We start from the raw sequence: 19885 nt of genomic DNA, 5'->3' as shown, positions 1-19885 counted from the left end.
ATCGTTTGTCAGTAAGGGAGTCGTAGCGAATAAATGGATAGTTCAATAGAGAGTTCAATCGATCATTTAGTCAGTCAGGTTAATGATATTGCTGTTGCAGCGGGACAAGAGATATTAACGATTTATCAGCGCGATTTTAAGGTTGATACCAAAGATGATAACTCACCAGTGACAGAAGCCGATATTGCAGCGAATGACATTATTGTTGCTAGCTTACTCACTATCACACCTGATATCCCAATTTTGTCGGAAGAGGGTGCAAATATCCCTTGGGATGAGCGAAAGCAATGGCAAACATTTTGGCTTGTTGATCCGCTCGATGGCACTAAAGAGTTTATTAAACGTAATGGTGAGTTTACCGTTAATATCGCCTTGATCCACAATCAGCAACCTATATTAGGTGTTGTCTATGCACCTGTATTAGATAAGCTCTATTATACGAATACTGACGGCGCTTTTTTATTACATGGTGGCGAAACCGTTAAGTTAGCTGCATTACCAGTTCCTAATAATGAAACTGTTAAAGTGGTCGGTTCCCGTTCTCATGCAAGTCCTGAAATTGCATTGTATTTAGCACGTTATAAAGAAACAGATATTATACCGGTTGGTAGTTCATTGAAGTTTTGTTTGATTGCTGAAGGGAGTGCGCATTGTTATCCACGATTAGGCCCCACTTGTTGGTGGGATACTGGTGCTGGACATGCTGTTGCTTGTGCGGCTGGTGCAAAAGTAGTACAACTTGATGGTTCGCCTTTATTGTATAACCACCAGGAATCAGTATTAAACCCGTTTTTTGTTGTCGCTAAATAGCCTTGTTTAAAAATAAAATGCGTTATGTAAATGATTGGTTAGCTCAGAAAAATATTCATGGTTATTCTCATGAGGGATGAGTTTAGCCAGCTCATCACCAATATGAGTAAAGCGATAATACTTTACTCTTGATGAACTGCTTTTTACTTTTACCGTTAATTTTTCTTCCCCGTAGCTTATCGGTAAGTCTTTATCTCGTGGGAGATTGACCATTTCTAATTCATTGTTATGAATTAATCCCAATTCAGATAAGGTTAAAAAGCTGCTGTAAGGTAGTTTGTGTCGACCTAAGTTAATCGATTTAAATTGCGGCTTATTAAATAATAAGAAACTTTTGTTATTATTTTGGCAGTTAAGAATAATTTTACGGTTAGTGTCATAACCCACTTGAGAACTTAAGTTACAGGCAGACTGAAACATTTGAGCTTCACGTTGGGTCATTTGATTGAGTGTACGTAGTGACTTTACTGAGAAACTGCCGGAATGGCTTAATTCTAACGCAAAAATTTTACCCCATAATGTTTGCATATGAGGCCCTGAAATATCTTTTGCCATTGACATAAAAGCACTGAGCCAGTCTGGGTCAATAACTTCGCTGGTGACATCGTCACAAAAATTATTGGCGCGAACAACAATGCTTTCTAAATTTTGTTGTTGTTTTATTTTTTCTTGATTAAGACGTTGGATTGCTCTGTGTTCAAATGTGGTGTGCTTGTTTACTGTTAACATACCGTCAATGCCTCTATCTTTAGAGACTTTTCTTAATTGTTGAATACTGTTTAAAATATTCGATTCAACTTTATTTATACTGGTATCATTTCCAGACATAGCAAAACCTAGCCGTGTATTCAGATTAAGGGTTATAAGCTTTTATTTATACCTGATATAGGCCTGAATGTATTGTTTTGATATGTAAAATTGCTGGCTAGCGAGGATATTTTTATACTAGTTTATATTTTAAAGTCACTTGGACGAGTACGGTAATAAAAAGTCTACTTCTACTCGTCCTTCGTATGGTATATCTAAAATTTTGAAGGCTATTTAGATACTAATATTATATATAGGCGTTGATAAGACCAATCACAGTATCGATCTCTGTTGGATTCATCTCACCGTCTTTGACATATAAAATCTTGCCTGCTTGATCTAATAAAATGATCGCAGAACTTTTTTCAGTTAGACCCCACTTATTACGAATATCACCGTCTTCATCAAGAACAAAGATTGCATCGGGAAATTCTTCTTTGTTTGATCTCAATTGGCTCGCTACAATCGCGCCAGTACCCCAAATCGCTTCGTCTAAATTCACTAGCGTAGCAGTATTGTATTTCTCGAATGGGAAATCAGATTTTTTCAATGCATCAATCATTGGCTCATTCAAGTCCTTAGCTGATGTGCGTCCTGCAATATGCTGAATTAAAATAACCTTATTATGTAACTCGGCAGTAGACCACTGGCGATATTCGAATTCACCTTCGACTAGAGCTACATAACCTTTATCTTTGATTGTAACTTGGGGAACATTTTCTCCCAACGTGAGGTTATGGCTTAAAGCGACAAAAGAGGCGAGTGATAGCGTAATAGCCGTCAGTATTTTTTTCATTATTTTTATCCTTTTAAATATGAAATTAATGTGAACGTTTAAGCCGATAGTCTATTAACCAGCCATATCGAGTTATATTATTTTCATATGTTATTCTATTTTCAAAGATTTTTGATTACTAAAGTATAAATTTGTGGTCAATATAATGATTCACTAATCAATTCTGTGTCAGACGATAATATTTTATCTAATTTTACTTTTGACCCTAATATGACAGTATATTGATTTTGATTAATTATGATTTGTTGGCCTTTTACGCCGCTTTTACTATCAATGGTTAGCCATACGGGTGACACACTACCAATACTGTCTGATGGATAAAGCATGAAAAGTTCATATTCAGGTGCGAGTTGACTAATCAGTGCCGCTAATAATAGGGCTTTTTCATCACTGTCTGCTTCATTGCTTTTTAAGACACTAATTGGAGAGAAGAAACTATTCTTATGCTCTTCTCTGTCTGGGATAGCATAAACCCAATACTGTGCATTTTTGACCGCTGAGTCAACTGACTGCTGGTTGGCGAGTTGTGTCGCAATATCTTTTAGGTATGCCCTATACTCATAAAACAGTTGAGAGTAATTCGGTCTAACGCAAGGTAAATCTTCATCATCTGGATGCACGCAAGGGGTTATTTTTAAGTGATAAAAGGCATCGTTTTGATATTGATTGTAGGCCTGCCAAAATAATTGTGAGGCATTACTTTCGTCTTTATTGGTAAATGCGTATTGTATGTCTTTTATTTTTTTTTGATCATCTGGCGTGTAAAAATTAATACGGTCGATAGCAAATTCTAGTCTTGGCGTTAAGTAGGTATGAATAGCTTTGATTGGATAACTCAATGAAAAGGACAATTTATAACTGTCTAATAATGATGTCTCAACAATATCGGTATCAAAAAATGATTTTATCTTTAAGCTCTTTCCTTTGCTATCAGTCCACTGCCAATTAATCGAAAATGAATTTATTTCATTGTTCGGTAAGTTGATTAGGGGAGAAGAGGAAAGGTTGTTGCGTTCATCTGTATCACCAGAGATAGAGGCCATTACCGGTACAGAAAGGAAAATTATTATGCTTGTGGTTATAGAGGGCCACAGAGATGCGTTGTTCAATAAAGGGTTGGGCATTTAATGAATCTCTGATGATGAGCTATTCACTAAGCTTGGTAGAAAATGTGATTGATATCAAAAATAATACAGAATAAATTTTGTTACCAACCACACCTTATTATAACTATTTAGACCTGTTATCGCACAGGTCGTTTGCGTAGCCGCTAATTACCAGCCTTTTACGATTGAATTGTTAAATAGTTTTTTAGCTTCGTCATACACTTCTTGAGTTTGGAACGCCGCGATGAATTGTTTTACTTTCTCTGAATCTTTATTGTCGTTACGAGCAACAATTAAATTTACGTATGGAGATTCTTTATTTTCAACGAAGATGCCATCTTTAGTTGGCGATAAACCAATCTTAGTTGCAAATGTGGTGTTGATAACCGCTATTGTTACGTCTTGTAAGTTACGCGCTAATAGCGCAGCCTCTAATTTTATAATCTCAACACCAAATGGATTCGCAGTAATGTCTAATTCTGTAGCTTTAATACCCGCGCCAGCTTTAAGTGCGATGATACCTTGTTGCTCAAGTAATAATAATGAGCGGCCTAGGTTAGTTGGATCATTTGGTACTGCAATTTTATTACCTTCTTTAAGCTCGTCAACACGCTTGATTGATGCTGAGTATGCCGCAATTGGATAAACAAATGTGTTTGCTACTGCTGTAATATCGTAACCACGTTGTTCGATTTGTGCATCTAGATAAGGTTTATGTTGGAAAGCATTTACATCAATACTGCCTTCTTCAAGTGCTCTGTTTGGTGTTACATAATCCGTAAACGTGACTATTTCAATGTCTAGATCGTATTTCTCTTTAGCAATTTTTTTTGCAATCTCAATGACTTCTGCTTCAGGGCCAGCCATTGCGCCCACTTTTAATACTGTTGAGTCTTTGTCGCCACTACATGCACTTAATAACACACTTGATGCAATTGCTGTTACTGATACTAATTTCTTTAGTGAAAATTCCATGATTAATATTTCCTTGAGTTGTTAAAGTTTATTATCTGTGGTCGACTTTACTTATTAAGCGTTCACCGACTGATTGAATAATTTGTACGATGATCACCAGTAAGATTACTGTAATTAGAATAATAGTAGGGTTAAAGCCAATGTAGCCATGCTGAATACCAACATCGCCTAGGCCGCCGCCGCCGACAGTACCCGCCATTGCTGAGTAGTTTACAAGTGTTACTAACGTGATTGTGATGCTATTAATAATTCCTGGCATTGCTTCTGGGATTAACACTTTCATTATAATCTGTAGTGGTGTCGCGCCCATTGTTTGCGCTGCTTCGACTAGCCCTGCTGGCACATCTAATAATGCACCTTCAATTAATCGAGCAATAAAAGGGATTGAAGCAACTGTTAGTGGAACGATCATTGCGCCAGTGCCGATTGATGATCCGACAATTAGACGTGTAAACGGAATGATTGCAACAAGTAAAATAATGAAAGGTACTGAACGACCTACATTTACAATCACACTTAATACATTATTTAATTTTTTGTTTTCTAAAATACCGTTGGTTTTTGTTACATGCAATAGGATCCCTGTTGGCATTCCCAATAAACATGCAATTGCAGCGGCAATACCGACCATCACGAGTGTTTCAATCGTTGCGGTAAAAAGTAAATTAATCATTTGCTCAGTCGACATAACCGATAACCTCTACATTAACTGCGTGTTGTTGGAAAAATGCTTTGGCTGCAAGAGTGTTTTCTTTATTACCAATAAGCTCGGCAAGCATATAACCGAACTTGATGCCGCCAGCAAATTCAATATCGGCACTTAAAATGTTCACATCAACATTTAATGTACGACTTACTTCTGAAATAACAGCTGAGTCAACACTGTTACCAGTGAACCCAAGACGTACTAATGGCGTTGAGTTTTCTTTTCTATTTAACGATAATCGTTGTTTATACTCATCAGGAATTTCTAGGTTTATCGTTGCTTCAATAAATATTTGTGCTAATTCTGTTTCTGGATTAGCAAAGAACTTCGCTACCGTATTTTGTTCAATCAATTCGCCTTTATCAATGATCGCAACTTTATGGCAGATATTTTTAACGACTTCCATTTCGTGCGTGATAAGTAGAATCGTCAGGCCTAGTCGTGCATTAATATTTTTTAATAGAGCTAAAATTGATTTTGTTGTACTCGGGTCAAGTGCTGATGTTGCTTCATCGCACAGCAGTACTTTAGGTTCTGAAGCTAATGCTCGCGCAATCGCCACACGCTGTTTTTGACCGCCACTTAATTCCGAAGGGTAAGCTTTATGTTTTGTTGATAAGCCAACTAACTCAAGCAGTGGTGTAATTTTGTTATTGATCTCGGCTTTATCAATACCTGCTAATTCCAGCGGTAATGCTACATTATCAAATACAGTTCGAGACGATAATAAATTGAAATGTTGAAATATCATGCCGATTTGGCGTCGTGCAGTACATAGTTCTGCTTTATTTAGTTGAGTTAGTTCAACGCCATCAAGCTGAATTGATCCCGATGTTGGAGTTTCAAGTAAGTTTACACAACGAATAAGGGTACTTTTACCCGCACCTGATGAACCTATAACACCGAATATCTCACCTTTTTCGACGTTTAGGTTAACGTCTCTCAAGGCATAAACAGGTTTGTCTGTAGTTTCAAATATTTTATTTATATTTGTTAATTTAATCATTTCAACGCCTAAAACGAAAAGTAAAAATTGATATATAAGATTAGATATTAATTCTTCATTTATGAGTAACAACTGGATACATATGCTAGTTATTTAGTTGCTCAAAGTCAATGGCCTTTTTTACATCTAGATGGCTAAACTGTGTTTTATTTCTATTGAGGTAGTTTTAATCGCTTAGGTTTCCATTTACATGTAAAGGTATGGATTGCGTAATTTTTATGACGTGAAATAATGTGCAATTAGAATGATTGATAATAAAGGTAATAATAGTGGCAACTGCAGCTGTATTCTTAGACCGTGATGGTGTGATTAATAAAGATAAAGGTTATGTTTCACAAATTGATGATTTTGAATTCATTGATGGCAGTATTGAAGCAATGCAACTATTGAAGGCGCATGGTTATCTATTAGTTGTAATAACAAATCAGTCTGGTATCGCACGAGGTTATTATACTGAAGATGAATTTATGACGCTCACGGAATGGATGGATTGGTCACTTGCCGATCGGGGTGTCGATCTTGATGGTATTTATTATTGTCCTCATCATCCCGAAAAAGGTATTGGTGATTATAAGCAAGATTGTTTATGCCGTAAGCCAAATACAGGTATGTTAGATAGCGCAGGTAAAGAGCTAGATATTGATTTTGCTAACTCGTATTTAGTGGGTGATAAACTATCTGATATTCAGGCTGGTCAAAAATCACAGCTCAAAGCCAATTATTTGGTGTCGACGGGTAAAGAGCTATGTGAAAAAGGTGCAGAAGCAGCGGATGCTGTGTTTACAGACCTATTATCTGCGGCTAAATCGATAGTTAACGACTAAATTGACACTTATTGGTTGTTATTTGAGCAGTTTCGTTTTTTTTAAGAAAAAGCCTTGCCTATAAAGCGTAGTTCTCTATAATCCACCCCACTGACACGGCAGCAGCCGCTAAGTATGCTCTTTAACAATTTATTCAAGCAATCTGTGTGAGCACTTGCAGAGATATAATGACCAAAAATTATATCAATGTAATTGTGAACATTAAATTAAATCGAAAGATTTGGTTTTATAAACAACAAACTTCGGTTTGTTGTTGAAGTACAGAATTCATTGAGCCGACTTAATCGCTTAGGCGATTAGTCAAAAACTTTTAATTGAAGAGTTTGATCATGGCTCAGATTGAACGCTGGCGGTAGGCTTAACACATGCAAGTCGAGCGGAAACGAAGAATAGCTTGCTATTCTGGCGTCGAGCGGCGGACGGGTGAGTAATGCTTGGGAATCTGCCTAGTCGAGGGGGACAACAGTTGGAAACGACTGCTAATACCGCATACGACCTACGGGTGAAAGGGGGCCTCTTCTTGAAAGCTCTCGCGACTAGATGAGCCCAAGTGGGATTAGCTTGTTGGTGAGGTAAGAGCTCACCAAGGCGACGATCCCTAGCTGGTCTGAGAGGATGATCAGCCACACTGGAACTGAGACACGGTCCAGACTCCTACGGGAGGCAGCAGTGGGGAATATTGCACAATGGGGGAAACCCTGATGCAGCCATACCGCGTGTATGAAGAAGGCCTTAGGGTTGTAAAGTACTTTCAGCGAGGAGGAAAGGTAGTAGATTAATACTCTGCTACTGTGACGTTACTCGCAGAAGAAGCACCGGCTAACTCCGTGCCAGCAGCCGCGGTAATACGGAGGGTGCAAGCGTTAATCGGAATTACTGGGCGTAAAGCGCATGCAGGCGGTTTGTTAAGCGAGATGTGAAAGCCCCGGGCTCAACCTGGGAACTGCATTTCGAACTGGCAAACTAGAGTTCTTGAGAGGGTGGTAGAATTTCAGGTGTAGCGGTGAAATGCGTAGAGATCTGAAGGAATACCAGTGGCGAAGGCGGCCACCTGGCAAGTAACTGACGCTCAGATGCGAAAGCGTGGGTAGCAAACGGGATTAGATACCCCGGTAGTCCACGCCGTAAACGATGTCTACTCGGAGTTTGGTTCCTTGAGAACTGGGCTCTTAAGCTAACGCATTAAGTAGACCGCCTGGGGAGTACGGCCGCAAGGTTAAAACTCAAATGAATTGACGGGGGCCCGCACAAGCGGTGGAGCATGTGGTTTAATTCGATGCAACGCGAAGAACCTTACCTACTCTTGACATCCATAGAACTTTTCAGAGATGAATTGGTGCCTTCGGGAACTATGAGACAGGTGCTGCATGGCTGTCGTCAGCTCGTGTTGTGAAATGTTGGGTTAAGTCCCGCAACGAGCGCAACCCTTATCCTTATTTGCCAGCACGTAATGGTGGGAACTCTAAGGAGACTGCCGGTGATAAACCGGAGGAAGGTGGGGACGACGTCAAGTCATCATGGCCCTTACGAGTAGGGCTACACACGTGCTACAATGGCGCATACAAAGGGCTGCAAACCAGCAATGGTAAGCGAATCCCATAAAGTGCGTCGTAGTCCGGATTGGGGTCTGCAACTCGACCCCATGAAGTCGGAATCGCTAGTAATCGTGAATCAGAATGTCACGGTGAATACGTTCCCGGGCCTTGTACACACCGCCCGTCACACCATGGGAGTGGGCTGCACCAGAAGTCATTAGCTTAACCTTCGGGAGGGCGATGACCACGGTGTGGTTCATGACTGGGGTGAAGTCGTAACAAGGTAGCCCTAGGGGAACCTGGGGCTGGATCACCTCCTTACGTAAAGTTGTTAGTTTTTGTAAGTGCCCACACAAATTGCTTGAATAGAAACGTTAAAGACAGTCTTATGAAAATAAGACAACGTTTGGGATGAAATCCAAACGTAGAAAGTAAATAGTGTCCCGTTCGTCTAGAGGCCTAGGACACCGCCCTTTCACGGCGGTAACACGAGTTCAAATCTCGTACGGGATACCACTTTTCTTTCTGATTAAAAATCAAAGCTAAGCAGTTAATGCTTATCTTTGCTTTTTAGCAAATTGCTCTTTAAAAATTTGGAAAGCTGAATAAATAAAGAAGTTCTTAAAACACGTTATTACTTCGGTAATAACAATATAGTGTTCTTGAGTATTCTTGAGGCGAAAAAAACTAGATAATACCTAGTTATTTCAATTGTACGGTCGACTTTAGATTGTATGGTTAAGTGACTAAGCGTATACGGTGGATGCCTAGGCAGTCAGAGGCGATGAAGGACGTGTTAATCTGCGTTAAGCTGTGGGGAGTTGATAAAAAGCGTTAATCCACAGATTTCCGAATGGGGGAACCCACTCTACTTTGTAGAGTATCGTAACGTGAATACATAGCGTTACGAAGCGAACCGGGAGAACTGAAACATCTAAGTACCCCGAGGAAAAGAAATCAATAGAGATACCCTTAGTAGCGGCGAGCGAACGGGGTCTAGCCCTTAAGCAGTTTGGAAGTTAGTGGAAGATTCTGGAAAGTTTCACGATACAGGGTGATAGTCCCGTACATGAAAACGACCTTACTGTGAAATCGAGTAGGACGGCACACGTGATATGCTGTTTGAATATGGGAGGACCATCTTCCAAGGCTAAATACTACTGACTGACCGATAGTGAACCAGTACCGTGAGGGAAAGGCGAAAAGAACCCCTGTGAGGGGAGTGAAATAGAACCTGAAACCGTATACGTACAAGCAGTGGGAGCAGACTTGTTCTGTGACTGCGTACCTTTTGTATAATGGGTCAACGACTTAATTTCAGTAGCAAGGTTAAGCGAATAGCGGAGCCGTAGGGAAACCGAGTGTTAACTGCGCGAATAGTTGCTGGGATTAGACCCGAAACCCGGTGATCTAGCCATGGGCAGGTTGAAGGTTGAGTAACATCAACTGGAGGACCGAACCGACTAATGTTGAAAAATTAGCGGATGACTTGTGGCTGGGGGTGAAAGGCCAATCAAACCGGGAGATAGCTGGTTCTCCTCGAAAGCTATTTAGGTAGCGCCTCGCGTCTAACTATTGGGGGTAGAGCACTGTTAAGGCTAGGGGGTCATCCCGACTTACCAACCCTTTGCAAACTCCGAATACCAATAAGTTCAATCGCGGGAGACACACGGCGGGTGCTAACGTCCGTCGTGGAAAGGGAAACAACCCAGACCGTCAGCTAAGGTCCCAAAGTGTATGTTAAGTGGGAAACGATGTGGAAAGGCTCAGACAGCCAGGAAGTTGGCTTAGAAGCAGCCATCTTTTAAAGAAAGCGTAATAGCTCACTGGTCGAGTCGGTCTGCGCGGAAGATTTAACGGGGCTAAACATACCACCGAAGCTACGGATGCAAAGACTTGTTCTTTGCATGGTAGAGGAGCGTTCTGTAAGCCGTCGAAGGTGAGTTGAGAAGCTTGCTGGAGGTATCAGAAGTGCGAATGTTGACATGAGTAACGATAATGGGGGTGAAAAACCTCCACGCCGAAAGACCAAGGGTTCCTGTCCAACGTTAATCGGGGCAGGGTGAGTCGACCCCTAAGGCGAGGCCGAAAGGCGTAGTCGATGGGAAACAGGTTAATATTCCTGTACTCACTTATATTGCGATGGGGTGACGGAGAAGGTTAGGCTAGCATGGCGATGGTTGTCCATGTTTAAGGTTGTAGGCTGTATGCTTAGGTAAATCCGGGCGTACATTAAGGCTGAGAACTGATGACGAGTCTCTACGGAGATGAAGTAGTTGATACCCGGCTTCCAGGAAAAACCTCTAAGCTTCAGATATAAGAGAATCGTACCCCAAACCGACACAGGTGGTTAGGTAGAGAATACTAAGGCGCTTGAGAGAACTCGGGTGAAGGAACTAGGCAAAATGGTACCGTAACTTCGGGAGAAGGTACGCCAATGATGGTGAAGGACTTGCTCCGTAAGCTATTGTTGGTCGCAGAGAAATGGTGGCTGCAACTGTTTATTAAAAACACAGCACTGTGCAAAATCGAAAGATGACGTATACGGTGTGACGCCTGCCCGGTGCCGGAAGGTTAATTGATTGGGTTAGACTTAGGTCGAAGCTCATGATCGAAGCCCCGGTAAACGGCGGCCGTAACTATAACGGTCCTAAGGTAGCGAAATTCCTTGTCGGGTAAGTTCCGACCTGCACGAATGGCGTAATGATGGCCACGCTGTCTCCACCCGAGACTCAGTGAAATTGAAATCGCTGTTAAGATGCAGTGTACCCGCGGCTAGACGGAAAGACCCCGTGAACCTTTACTATAGCTTGGCACTGAACATTGAACCTACATGTGTAGGATAGGTGGGAGACGTTGAAGCATTGTCGCTAGATGATGTGGAGTCAACCTTGAAATACCACCCTTGTACGTTTGATGTTCTAACGTAGGCCCCTTATCGGGGTTGCGGACAGTGTCTGGTGGGTAGTTTGACTGGGGCGGTCTCCTCCCAAAGAGTAACGGAGGAGCACGAAGGTTGGCTAAACATGGTTGGACATCATGTGGTTAGTGCAAAGGCATAAGCCAGCTTAACTGCGAGACAGACACGTCGAGCAGGTACGAAAGTAGGTCTTAGTGATCCGGTGGTTCTGAATGGAAGGGCCATCGCTCAACGGATAAAAGGTACTCCGGGGATAACAGGCTGATACCGCCCAAGAGTTCATATCGACGGCGGTGTTTGGCACCTCGATGTCGGCTCATCACATCCTGGGGCTGAAGTTGGTCCCAAGGGTATGGCTGTTCGCCATTTAAAGTGGTACGCGAGCTGGGTTTAGAACGTCGTGAGACAGTTCGGTCCCTATCTGCCGTGGGCGTTTGAGAATTGAGAGGAGCTGCTCCTAGTACGAGAGGACCGGAGTGGACGAACCACTGGTGTTCGGGTTGTTATGCCAATAGCATTGCCCGGTAGCTAAGTTCGGAACTGATAACCGCTGAAAGCATCTAAGCGGGAAGCAGGCCTCGAGATGAGTTCTCACTGGAGCTTTAAGCTCCCTGAAGGGCCGTTGGAGACTACAACGTTGATAGGCAAGGTGTGTAAGTGCTGTGAGGCATTGAGCTAACTTGTACTAATTACCCGTGAGGCTTAACCATACAAATTAAAGTATGATTAATTGAAATACGACTTAAGAATAGACAGAACACTTTATGTTTTAAAGACTTCTTTATTTATAGCTTTTCAGATTTAAAATGAAACGTAAGTTTCTATATAGAAAGCAAACCAAATTTGCTTGGTGACCATAGTGTTGCGGTACCACCTGATCCCATTCCGAACTCAGTAGTGAAACGTAATAACGCCGATGGTAGTGTGGGGCTTCCCCATGTGAGAGTAGGGCATCGCCAAGCGCCAAACAACGTCGAGAGACTATAAATTAAGACTGATGGAAACATTAGCACAGATTGTGCGGAGTGGTAGTTCAGTTGGTTAGAATACCGGCCTGTCACGCCGGGGGTCGCGGGTTCGAGTCCCGTCCACTCCGCCAACAAACAACGAAAGCCTGAATCGAAAGATTCAGGCTTTTTTTGTGCCTGAAATTCAGGATACAAAAATACAGATTGTTCGGAGCGGTCGTTCGTATGAGTCGTATTCAGTTGGTTAGACTCTTTATAAAAACATAAGAGGCCTGTCACGCCGGGGATCGCGGGTTGTGGTTTGTAGAAAGCCGTCCGCTTTCTCTTTGTCAACAAACAACGAAAGCCTGAATCGAAAACTTTTTGTTAGAAATCGAGGCTTTTTTTGTGCCTGAAATTCAGGATACAAAAATACAGATTGTTCGGAGCGGTCGTTCGTATGAGTCGTATTCAGTTGGTTAGACTCTTTATAAAAACATAAGCGGCCTGTCACGCCGGGGAACGCGGGTTGTGGTTTGTAGAAAGCCGTCCGCTTTCTCTTTGTCAACAAACAACGAAAGCCTGAATAGAAAACTTTTTGTTAGAAATCGAGGCTTTTTTTGTGCCTGAAATTCAGGATACAAAAATACAGATTGTTCGGAGCGGTCGTTCGTATGAGTCGTATTCAGTTGGTTAGACTCTTTATAAAAACATAAGCGGCCTGTCACGCCGGGGAACGCGGGTTGTGGTTTGTAGAAAGCCGTCCGCTTTCTCTTTGTCAACAAACAACGAAAGCCTGAATAGAAAACTTTTTGTTAGAAATCGAGGCTTTTTTTGTGCCTGAAATTCAGGATACAAAAATACAGATTGTTCGGAGCGGTCGTTCGTATGAGTCGTATTCAGTTGGTTAGACTCTTTATAAAAACATAAGCGGCCTGTCACGCTGTCGAAGGCTTCGCGGGTTGTGTTTGTAGAAAACCGTCCGCTTTCTCTTTGCCAACAACAACGAAAGCCTGAATCGAAAACCTTTTGTTAGAAATAGAGGCTTTTTTTGTGCCTGAAATTCAGGATACAAAAATACAGATTGTTCGGAGCGGTCGTTCGTATGAGTCGTATTCAGTTGGTTAGACTCTTTATAAAAACATAAGCGGCCTGTCACGCTGTCGAAGGCTTCTCGGGTTGTGTTTTTAGAAAACCGTCCGCTTTCTCTTTGCCAACAACAACGAAAGCCTGAATCGAAAACTTTTTGTTAGAAATAGAGGCTTTTTTTGTGCCTGAAATTCAGTGATAAGTATCGAGCAGATTGTGCGGAGCGCTCGTTCGTATGAGTCGTATTCAGTTGATTAGACTATTTATTAAAATATAAGTGGCGAATCATGCCGGGGCACGTGTTGTGGTTTATAAAAAGATAAGCACCTATAATTTACTGATGATAAATATTTTTATAATATATTGAAAATACATAAACAGCTTTTAACAAACGATAGTGCCTAAATATAGTGTTTATATGGTTAATAACACTTTTATGTAACTATTTTTTATGAATCCTTACTTTTCATTAACTAGTTCAATTACTCTAATTTTCGTATCTAATATTATATTTAACATTATTAAAATAACAATAATGCCTCTTTTTTTAGATGAAAATATTAATTTTAGTTTGTGTTTGTTTCCCGTTATAAATAAGAGGCTTAAACTTCTGATAAATAAATAACTATATAAGACTGATATATAGGTTTATTTTACTAGAGCCAATCGAATTGACAATCATTCTCATTTAGATTATTGTTTTTCCCCTCTATATACCTTATTAATCTATTGTTACAGGAAGTGACTTTTATGCTTAAAGCACAACGATTGAGTTTTAACATTAGTGAACGCAATCTTTTATCCGATTTAACAATGGAGTTCGAACAAGGTAAAGTTTATGCCTTGGTTGGGCATAATGGATCTGGAAAATCAACGTTACTTAAACTTCTCGCAAACCAACAAAGCGCAACAGATGGTCTCGTTACATTAGATCAAAAACCATTAGTGAAGTGGTCTAACAAAGAGTTAGCTCGTCAAATTGCTTATTTACCACAACACCTCCCTGCTACCGATACACTTAGTGGTCACGATCTTGTTAGTTTTGGTCGTTACCCTTGGCATGGTTTATTAGGCCGTTTATCAGATACAGATAAAGATTGCATTGAGAACGCAATGGAGCTGACAGATACGCTGATCTATCGAGATCGCTTGGTCGATACGTTATCTGGTGGTGAGCGTCAACGCGTTTGGCTTGCTATGTTATTGGCTCAAAAAACCCGTTACCTTTTACTGGATGAACCTTTATCGGCACTCGATATCGCACATCAAATCGAAGTTTTGACCTTAATTCGTAAACTGAGCCAAGAGTTGAATCTAGGTGTCATTATTGTTCTACATGATATCAATATGGCTGCTCGTTTCTGTGATCATATTATTGCATTGCATTCAGGGAAGCTGCTTAAACATGGCTCCGTTGATGAGTTATTAGAAGCTGAAACATTAGAGCAAATCTATGGCATTCCAATGGCTGTTATGCAGCATTCAGTCGGTTATCCAGTTGCAATGCCTTGCGCTAAGGTTTGTAATTAATGAAATCAATTTTTTTAATGTTAGCGTTAGTTACTAGCTTTACTTGTTATGCAGCTGAAGAGTCTCGAAGCCTAAAAGTTGTTGCTATTGATTGGACTCACGTCGAAACCTTACTTGCTTTAGGTGTCATTCCTTTAGGCATTGCTCAGAAACAAGATTATAACGCTTGGGTTAAAGAACCTAAAATACCAAATGGTGTATTAGATCTAGGGTTACGCACCCAGCCTAATTTAGAACTACTCGCAGAATTAGCTCCAACTCAAATATTAATTTCGCCAATGTTCAGCGTATTGACCCCGCAATTACAAAAAATCACAAAAGTGACTGAAATTGGTTTATACAAAAAGGGTAATGTGAATTGGCAGGCAATGGAGAGTATGACTAGAGAGCTTGCGATGAATATTGGTGTTGAAAAAGAGGCTGAACATTTTATTCTTCAAAAGCGTAATGAGATATTAGCATTAAAGCAGCAAGTTCCGAGTGATTTACCCCCTGTACTGATGGTGCAATTTATGGATGCGAATCACTTACGTGTATTTGGTGATAATAGTTTATATAAAACAGCGGTAAATGAATTAGGGATTGAGAGTGCTTGGCAAGGAACAACTAATCAATGGGGTTTTTCTTTGGTTGGCATTAATGAACTTGTAGGTATGGACGCTCAAATTGTTGTTATTGAACCTCTTCCAATTGGCACTGAGTCTGCGCTTGAGCATAATGAGTTGTGGCAATTTATGAGTAAAGAATCAAACTATCCCGTGTTAAGAATGCCTGCCGTATGGAGTTTTGGTGCATTATCATCGGCTACGCGTTTTGCGGACTTATTTGTGCGTGCACTGTCTTCTCATTTAGTTGCTAAAAATAGTGGAGAGTAAGATGACTGTAACGCCTATTAGATTAACAACTAGCTTACTCTGTTTTGTTATATTCCTATCTGCTTGGCAGTTAATGAATATTGGCCCTTGGCGTGAGAGCATTGAAAGCCTGTGGTACTTCAATCCTAACTCTGTGCAAAGTGTGCTGCTGCATTTTAGTTGGTGGCCACGTCTTGTTACGACATTATTAGCAGGTGCAGGTTTAGCCGTTGCTGGTGTTCTCATGCAGCAGGTTTTACGCAATCCTTTAGCTTCTCCTGCAACATTAGGAGTAGCAAGTGGTGCTAATTTAGCTTTATTACTCGCAACATTATTTGCTCCTCAATTATTATTGTGGTCACCGTCCGCTGTTGCTACGTTGGGCGGACTATTTACTATGCTTGTGGTATTTTCGCTGGCTTGGCGTAGGGCATTATCGCCATCAATAGTTATCGTTTCTGGTTTAGTGGTAAATCTATATTGTGGCTCTTTCGCTACAGTATTGTTACTAATGAATCAAGAAGAGCTTAAAGGTTTGATGATCTGGGGGGCTGGTTCACTTGTTCAAAGTAGTTGGGATGATGCGATTTTTTTAGCACCCCGATTACTCGTGGCCACTATTATTGCATTTTGTTTTGTGCGACCTCTCAGTTTACTTGAGCTATCAGATGAAAGTGCACGTAGTTTAGGTATGTCATTAGCTAGAGTAAGGATCATCACTTTAACGATAGCCGTTTTATTAACTGCTTGGGTAGTGAGTACAGTTGGTGTTATTGGTTTTATTGGCCTTGCGGCTCCTGCATTTGTTCGTTTGTTAGGAGTAAGAAGCTTTGCTCATCGTATTCTATTGTCTGCAATACTTGGGGCATTATTATTAAGCGCCACGGATCTGCTATTGCAACAATTACCTGGGATCCTGCCAATGCTTATCCCAACGGGGGCCGCAACAGCTATCTTAGGCGCTCCCTTATTATTATGGCTTTTACCTCGATTACAATTTAAATCTCAATCTCAAACACAAAGGTTATTATCAAGAAGTGGTACCTGCGTAAGTTATTTGTCAGCGAAACATATGTTGGGATTACTTTTCCTGTCATTTGTTTTGTTGTTTGTTTTTAGTTTATTTGGACAACAAATTGATGGCTGGACTTGGTTGACTGGTGTGCATAATTGGGACTTATTAGAGTGGCGAATACCAAGACTGGTTGGTGCGGCTACCGGCGGGCTCATGCTTGCAGTAGCTGGGACAATTATTCAGCGTTTAAGTGGTAATCCAATGGCAAGCCCCGAAATTATGGGGGTCAGTTCTGGTGCTGCACTCGGCCTTATTATTGCCATTTTTTCTGGATTTGGCGCAACTAAACTAGGGCTTTATTTCGGTGGTCTCGTCGGTGCGATGTTGACCTTAGGATTGCTAATTTTACTTAACCGACGCAGTGGATTTCAGCCAGAACGTTTATTACTCACAGGCGTGGCGATAACAGCATTAATGGATGGCGTTCAAAGTTTTATTTTGGCTGGGGGTGACCCTCGCAGTTATCAGGTACTTGCTTGGCTATCTGGGTCCACATATTACGTAGATGCGGATTCGTTAGTCATGATTGTTGTTTTTGCTGTCGTACTTACTATAACTGCGTTGAGTTGTAGTCGATGGCTCGATGTTTTACCGCTTGGTACTGAGCAATCAGCAGCTTTAGGTATCAATGTTAATCGTGCTCGACTGATATTATTAACACTGGTAGCAGTGCTGACAGTGATTGCCACCTTGGTTGTTGGCCCATTAAGTTTTGTCGGTTTAATGGCACCACATATTGCACGTTTGTTTGGTTTTAACAATGCCCGCTCGCATATTCTGAGTGCTGGTATGTTTGGTATGATCTTAATGTTGTTAGCGGATTGGCTTGGGCGTCAATTACTCTATCCACAAGAGATACCAGCAGGTCTGATGGCTTCTATCATAGGCGGTTTATACCTTATGTGGGGACTGCGACGTTTATAAAAGCGTGCATTTAGTACTTTAATTATGCTTCACCTTGAATAGAAATAAAGGTGATTATCATTTAGTTTAATGGCAAGGATGTTTTATGAAATTACTCATGATGCTGGGGGCAAAACAAGGTTCGGTATTGTCTGCGGTAATGCTGTTGAGTTTATGTAGTGCAGGACTTAGCGTCGGTGTGATTGTGTTTATTCAACATCACTTGTTAAACCCTGACGGTGAGTTGGTAACGCTACTTGTGCAATTCGGTATGTTACTAATTTGTTTATTACTGATTTCAACGGCCGCACAAGTATCATTGCATATTTTAGGGCATCGTTTTGTCTATAAAAAACGTTATGAATTGGTTCAGCAATTATTAAATACTGATATTGAACAACTAGAAAAAATTGGTGGTTCATCCATTTTAGCGTCTTTAAATACGGATATTCGAAATATTACGATCGCATTCGTACACTTGCCAGAGTTAGTTTATGGTGCTGTGCTTGCTATCTTTGCGATGATTTATTTAGGATTTCTTTCGACATCATTATTCTTGGTTAGTTTAGCTATGTTATCCATGACTGCGCTGATTGGTTATTGGTTGGTGTATAAGATCAGTCATTATGTACAGCAAGTTCGTGAGTATGATGATGAATTATTTGCGGATTACCAAGCCATGATTGATGGTCGAAAAGAGCTAGCGCTTAACCCGAAGCGTGCACAGCGTTTCTTTCATGAAGAGTTTGATGTGCACGCTAAGGCTTACTGCGAGCAAGTCACGAAAGCCGATATACATAATGGCTTCGCGGGCAATCTTGCTAATACCGTGATACTTGCATTGATCGGTTTAAATTATTATCTCGCCGTTGGTTTGAACTGGGCAAGCTTAGAAGTTGCTTCAACCTTTGCATTAGTTATCTTGTTCATGCGCTCGCCTTTAATGTCTGCTGTAGCCGCTTTACCTGCATTGATCGCGGCAAATGTATCGATGAACAAATTAACTAGATTAGCGCTTAATACTGACAATCTCGCCACTGAATCACGTAATACCTATAGTGGTTTTAAACAGCTTCAATTTATGGGCGTTGAATATACTTACCAATCGGAGACGGATGAGTCTGCTTTTTCTGTAGGGCCATTAAATCTCACGATTGAACAAGGACAACTGATATTTATTATTGGTGGTAATGGTAGCGGTAAATCTACATTTGCACGTCTACTTACAGGATTATATAGGCCGCAGAAAGGTGAGGTGATTATTGATGGTCAGCCTGTCAGCATTGCGTCCTGGCATGAATATAGAACATTATTTTCAGCGGTCTTTACTGACTTTCATCTCTTCCATCAATTGCTTGATGCGGAAGGAAATAACGTTGAACCCCAGCGAGTTGAATATTGGATGAATATGTTGGAAATGCAACATAAAGTCAGTTATGAGGACGGCAAACTTAGTGATGTTCGTTACTCTCAGGGGCAACGAAAACGCTTGGCTTTATTGATGGCTGTACTTGAGCAACGAGATTGTTTATTGCTCGATGAATGGGCTGCGGATCAAGACCCTCGTTTTAGACATTTTTTCTATCAAACTATCTTACCGTTATTAAAACAGCGAGGTAAGACAATTATTGCAATTACACATGATGATCGTTATTTCAATATTGCAGACCGAGTTATCAAAATGGATAACGGTCAATTAATTGAAATAGATGATCGAGAGTTGGATCAAGCTCAGCAGATTGTTGAGCAAGTCATTAGTTAGATCTCTATCGGGATAAATAAGGGAATCGTATGAGTATAGATCATCAGGACACTGTTTTTTTTGTTGTTAAAAATACGCAGGAACAATACAGCATTTGGCCTAACTACCGTGATATACCCGAAGGATGGGAAGAGATGGGTGTACAAGGTAATAAAGAAACTTGTCTCGCGCATATTAATAAAGAGTGGACAGATTTACGTCCGAAAGACTTACGCGATGCGTTAGCAGAATAATTATAGA

13 protein-coding genes, 2 tRNA genes and 3 rRNA genes are annotated in these 19885 nt (G+C 40.9%); 12 read left to right on the top strand and 6 right to left on the bottom strand.

Features of this window, described 5'->3' with window-relative positions; all coding sequences use genetic code 11:
• The first annotated feature begins 33 nt into the window (after positions 1–33).
• Entirely contained in the window at positions 34–810 is a 777-nt protein-coding gene (gene cysQ / locus HWV01_RS18985; protein WP_211673018.1) for a 3'(2'),5'-bisphosphate nucleotidase CysQ, read from the top strand.
• A 6-nt stretch (positions 811–816) separates the two neighbouring features.
• Here the strand turns inward: cysQ and HWV01_RS18980 are convergent, their stop codons facing one another.
• The 6 genes from HWV01_RS18980 to metN form a co-directional block, all read right to left on the bottom strand.
• Complete coding sequence (locus HWV01_RS18980) at positions 817–1638, bottom strand: TIGR03899 family protein (RefSeq protein ID WP_211673017.1); 822 nt, start codon at positions 1636–1638, stop codon at positions 817–819.
• Between the two features lie 226 nt (positions 1639–1864).
• The gene (locus HWV01_RS18975) at positions 1865–2413 is read right to left on the bottom strand and encodes a YtfJ family protein (RefSeq protein WP_211673016.1); all 549 of its coding nucleotides are present in this window, start codon (positions 2411–2413) and stop codon (positions 1865–1867) included.
• A gap of 137 nt (positions 2414–2550) precedes the next feature.
• Positions 2551–3456 (bottom strand): hypothetical protein, encoded by a 906-nt coding sequence (locus HWV01_RS18970; protein ID WP_249185379.1) that lies wholly within the window; start codon positions 3454–3456, stop codon positions 2551–2553.
• A gap of 231 nt (positions 3457–3687) precedes the next feature.
• Positions 3688–4494, bottom strand: coding sequence for a methionine ABC transporter substrate-binding lipoprotein MetQ (gene metQ / locus HWV01_RS18965; RefSeq protein ID WP_211673014.1), 807 nt, complete (start codon positions 4492–4494; stop codon positions 3688–3690).
• A 31-nt stretch (positions 4495–4525) separates the two neighbouring features.
• Positions 4526–5182, bottom strand: a complete 657-nt coding sequence (locus tag HWV01_RS18960) for a methionine ABC transporter permease (RefSeq protein ID WP_211673013.1) — start codon at positions 5180–5182, stop codon at positions 4526–4528.
• On the bottom strand, positions 5172–6206 hold the full coding sequence (gene metN, locus HWV01_RS18955) for a methionine ABC transporter ATP-binding protein MetN (RefSeq protein WP_211673012.1): 1035 nt from the start codon (positions 6204–6206) through the stop codon (positions 5172–5174). Before metN ends, HWV01_RS18960 begins: the two co-directional genes overlap by 11 nt.
• 269 nt (positions 6207–6475) lie before the next feature.
• Between metN and gmhB the strand changes: the two genes are divergently transcribed.
• The 11 genes from gmhB to HWV01_RS18900 all read left to right on the top strand — a co-directional run bounded on the left by gmhB (position 6476) and on the right by HWV01_RS18900 (position 19878).
• Positions 6476–7030 carry a D-glycero-beta-D-manno-heptose 1,7-bisphosphate 7-phosphatase gene (gene gmhB, locus HWV01_RS18950; protein WP_211673011.1) on the top strand — a complete coding sequence of 185 codons (555 nt, stop codon included), beginning with the start codon at positions 6476–6478 and terminating at the stop codon, positions 7028–7030.
• A gap of 311 nt (positions 7031–7341) precedes the next feature.
• A 16S ribosomal RNA gene (locus HWV01_RS18945) occupies positions 7342–8886 on the top strand.
• Positions 8887–9005: 119 nt separating this feature from the next.
• Positions 9006–9081 (top strand) — tRNA-Glu (locus HWV01_RS18940).
• Between the two features lie 220 nt (positions 9082–9301).
• Positions 9302–12195: ribosomal RNA gene (locus tag HWV01_RS18935) — 23S ribosomal RNA — on the top strand.
• 136 nt (positions 12196–12331) lie between these two features.
• Positions 12332–12447, top strand: a 5S ribosomal RNA gene (rrf, locus tag HWV01_RS18930).
• The 16S, 23S and 5S rRNA genes sit together here with 2 tRNA genes alongside, the layout of an rRNA operon.
• A gap of 60 nt (positions 12448–12507) precedes the next feature.
• Positions 12508–12584: transfer RNA gene (locus HWV01_RS18925), tRNA-Asp, on the top strand.
• A 1687-nt stretch (positions 12585–14271) separates the two neighbouring features.
• A complete protein-coding gene (locus tag HWV01_RS18920) occupies positions 14272–15051 on the top strand; it encodes an ABC transporter ATP-binding protein (RefSeq protein ID WP_211673010.1) in 780 nt (259 codons plus the stop codon).
• Positions 15051–15926: an ABC transporter substrate-binding protein gene (locus tag HWV01_RS18915; RefSeq protein ID WP_211673009.1), complete on the top strand. Its 876-nt coding sequence runs from the start codon at positions 15051–15053 to the stop codon at positions 15924–15926. Before HWV01_RS18920 ends, HWV01_RS18915 begins: the two co-directional genes overlap by 1 nt.
• Position 15927: 1 nt before the next feature.
• Positions 15928–17904: a Fe(3+)-hydroxamate ABC transporter permease FhuB gene (gene fhuB, locus HWV01_RS18910; RefSeq protein WP_211673008.1), complete on the top strand. Its 1977-nt coding sequence runs from the start codon at positions 15928–15930 to the stop codon at positions 17902–17904.
• An 85-nt stretch (positions 17905–17989) separates the two neighbouring features.
• A complete protein-coding gene (locus HWV01_RS18905) occupies positions 17990–19645 on the top strand; it encodes a multidrug ABC transporter permease/ATP-binding protein (protein ID WP_211673007.1) in 1656 nt (551 codons plus the stop codon).
• A 29-nt stretch (positions 19646–19674) separates the two neighbouring features.
• Positions 19675–19878, top strand: coding sequence for an MbtH family NRPS accessory protein (locus tag HWV01_RS18900; protein ID WP_211673006.1), 204 nt, complete (start codon positions 19675–19677; stop codon positions 19876–19878).
• Positions 19879–19885 lie beyond the last annotated feature (7 nt).

Source organism: Moritella sp. 5 (assembly GCF_018219455.1).
Classification (GTDB): domain Bacteria; phylum Pseudomonadota; class Gammaproteobacteria; order Enterobacterales; family Moritellaceae; genus Moritella.
This window is presented reverse-complemented; position numbering and strand designations above follow the sequence as displayed.

Coding starts and splice junctions, on each gene's coding strand:
- cysQ (WP_211673018.1), top strand. CDS start 34: ATGGATAGTTCAATAGAGAGTTCAATCGATCATTTAGTCAGTCAGGTT.
- HWV01_RS18980 (WP_211673017.1), bottom strand. CDS start 1,638: ATGTCTGGAAATGATACCAGTATAAATAAAGTTGAATCGAATATTTTA.
- HWV01_RS18975 (WP_211673016.1), bottom strand. CDS start 2,413: ATGAAAAAAATACTGACGGCTATTACGCTATCACTCGCCTCTTTTGTC.
- HWV01_RS18970 (WP_249185379.1), bottom strand. CDS start 3,456: ATGGCCTCTATCTCTGGTGATACAGATGAACGCAACAACCTTTCCTCT.
- metQ (WP_211673014.1), bottom strand. CDS start 4,494: ATGGAATTTTCACTAAAGAAATTAGTATCAGTAACAGCAATTGCATCA.
- HWV01_RS18960 (WP_211673013.1), bottom strand. CDS start 5,182: ATGTCGACTGAGCAAATGATTAATTTACTTTTTACCGCAACGATTGAA.
- metN (WP_211673012.1), bottom strand. CDS start 6,206: ATGATTAAATTAACAAATATAAATAAAATATTTGAAACTACAGACAAA.
- HWV01_RS18920 (WP_211673010.1), top strand. CDS start 14,272: ATGCTTAAAGCACAACGATTGAGTTTTAACATTAGTGAACGCAATCTT.
- HWV01_RS18915 (WP_211673009.1), top strand. CDS start 15,051: ATGAAATCAATTTTTTTAATGTTAGCGTTAGTTACTAGCTTTACTTGT.
- fhuB (WP_211673008.1), top strand. CDS start 15,928: ATGACTGTAACGCCTATTAGATTAACAACTAGCTTACTCTGTTTTGTT.
- HWV01_RS18905 (WP_211673007.1), top strand. CDS start 17,990: ATGAAATTACTCATGATGCTGGGGGCAAAACAAGGTTCGGTATTGTCT.
- HWV01_RS18900 (WP_211673006.1), top strand. CDS start 19,675: ATGAGTATAGATCATCAGGACACTGTTTTTTTTGTTGTTAAAAATACG.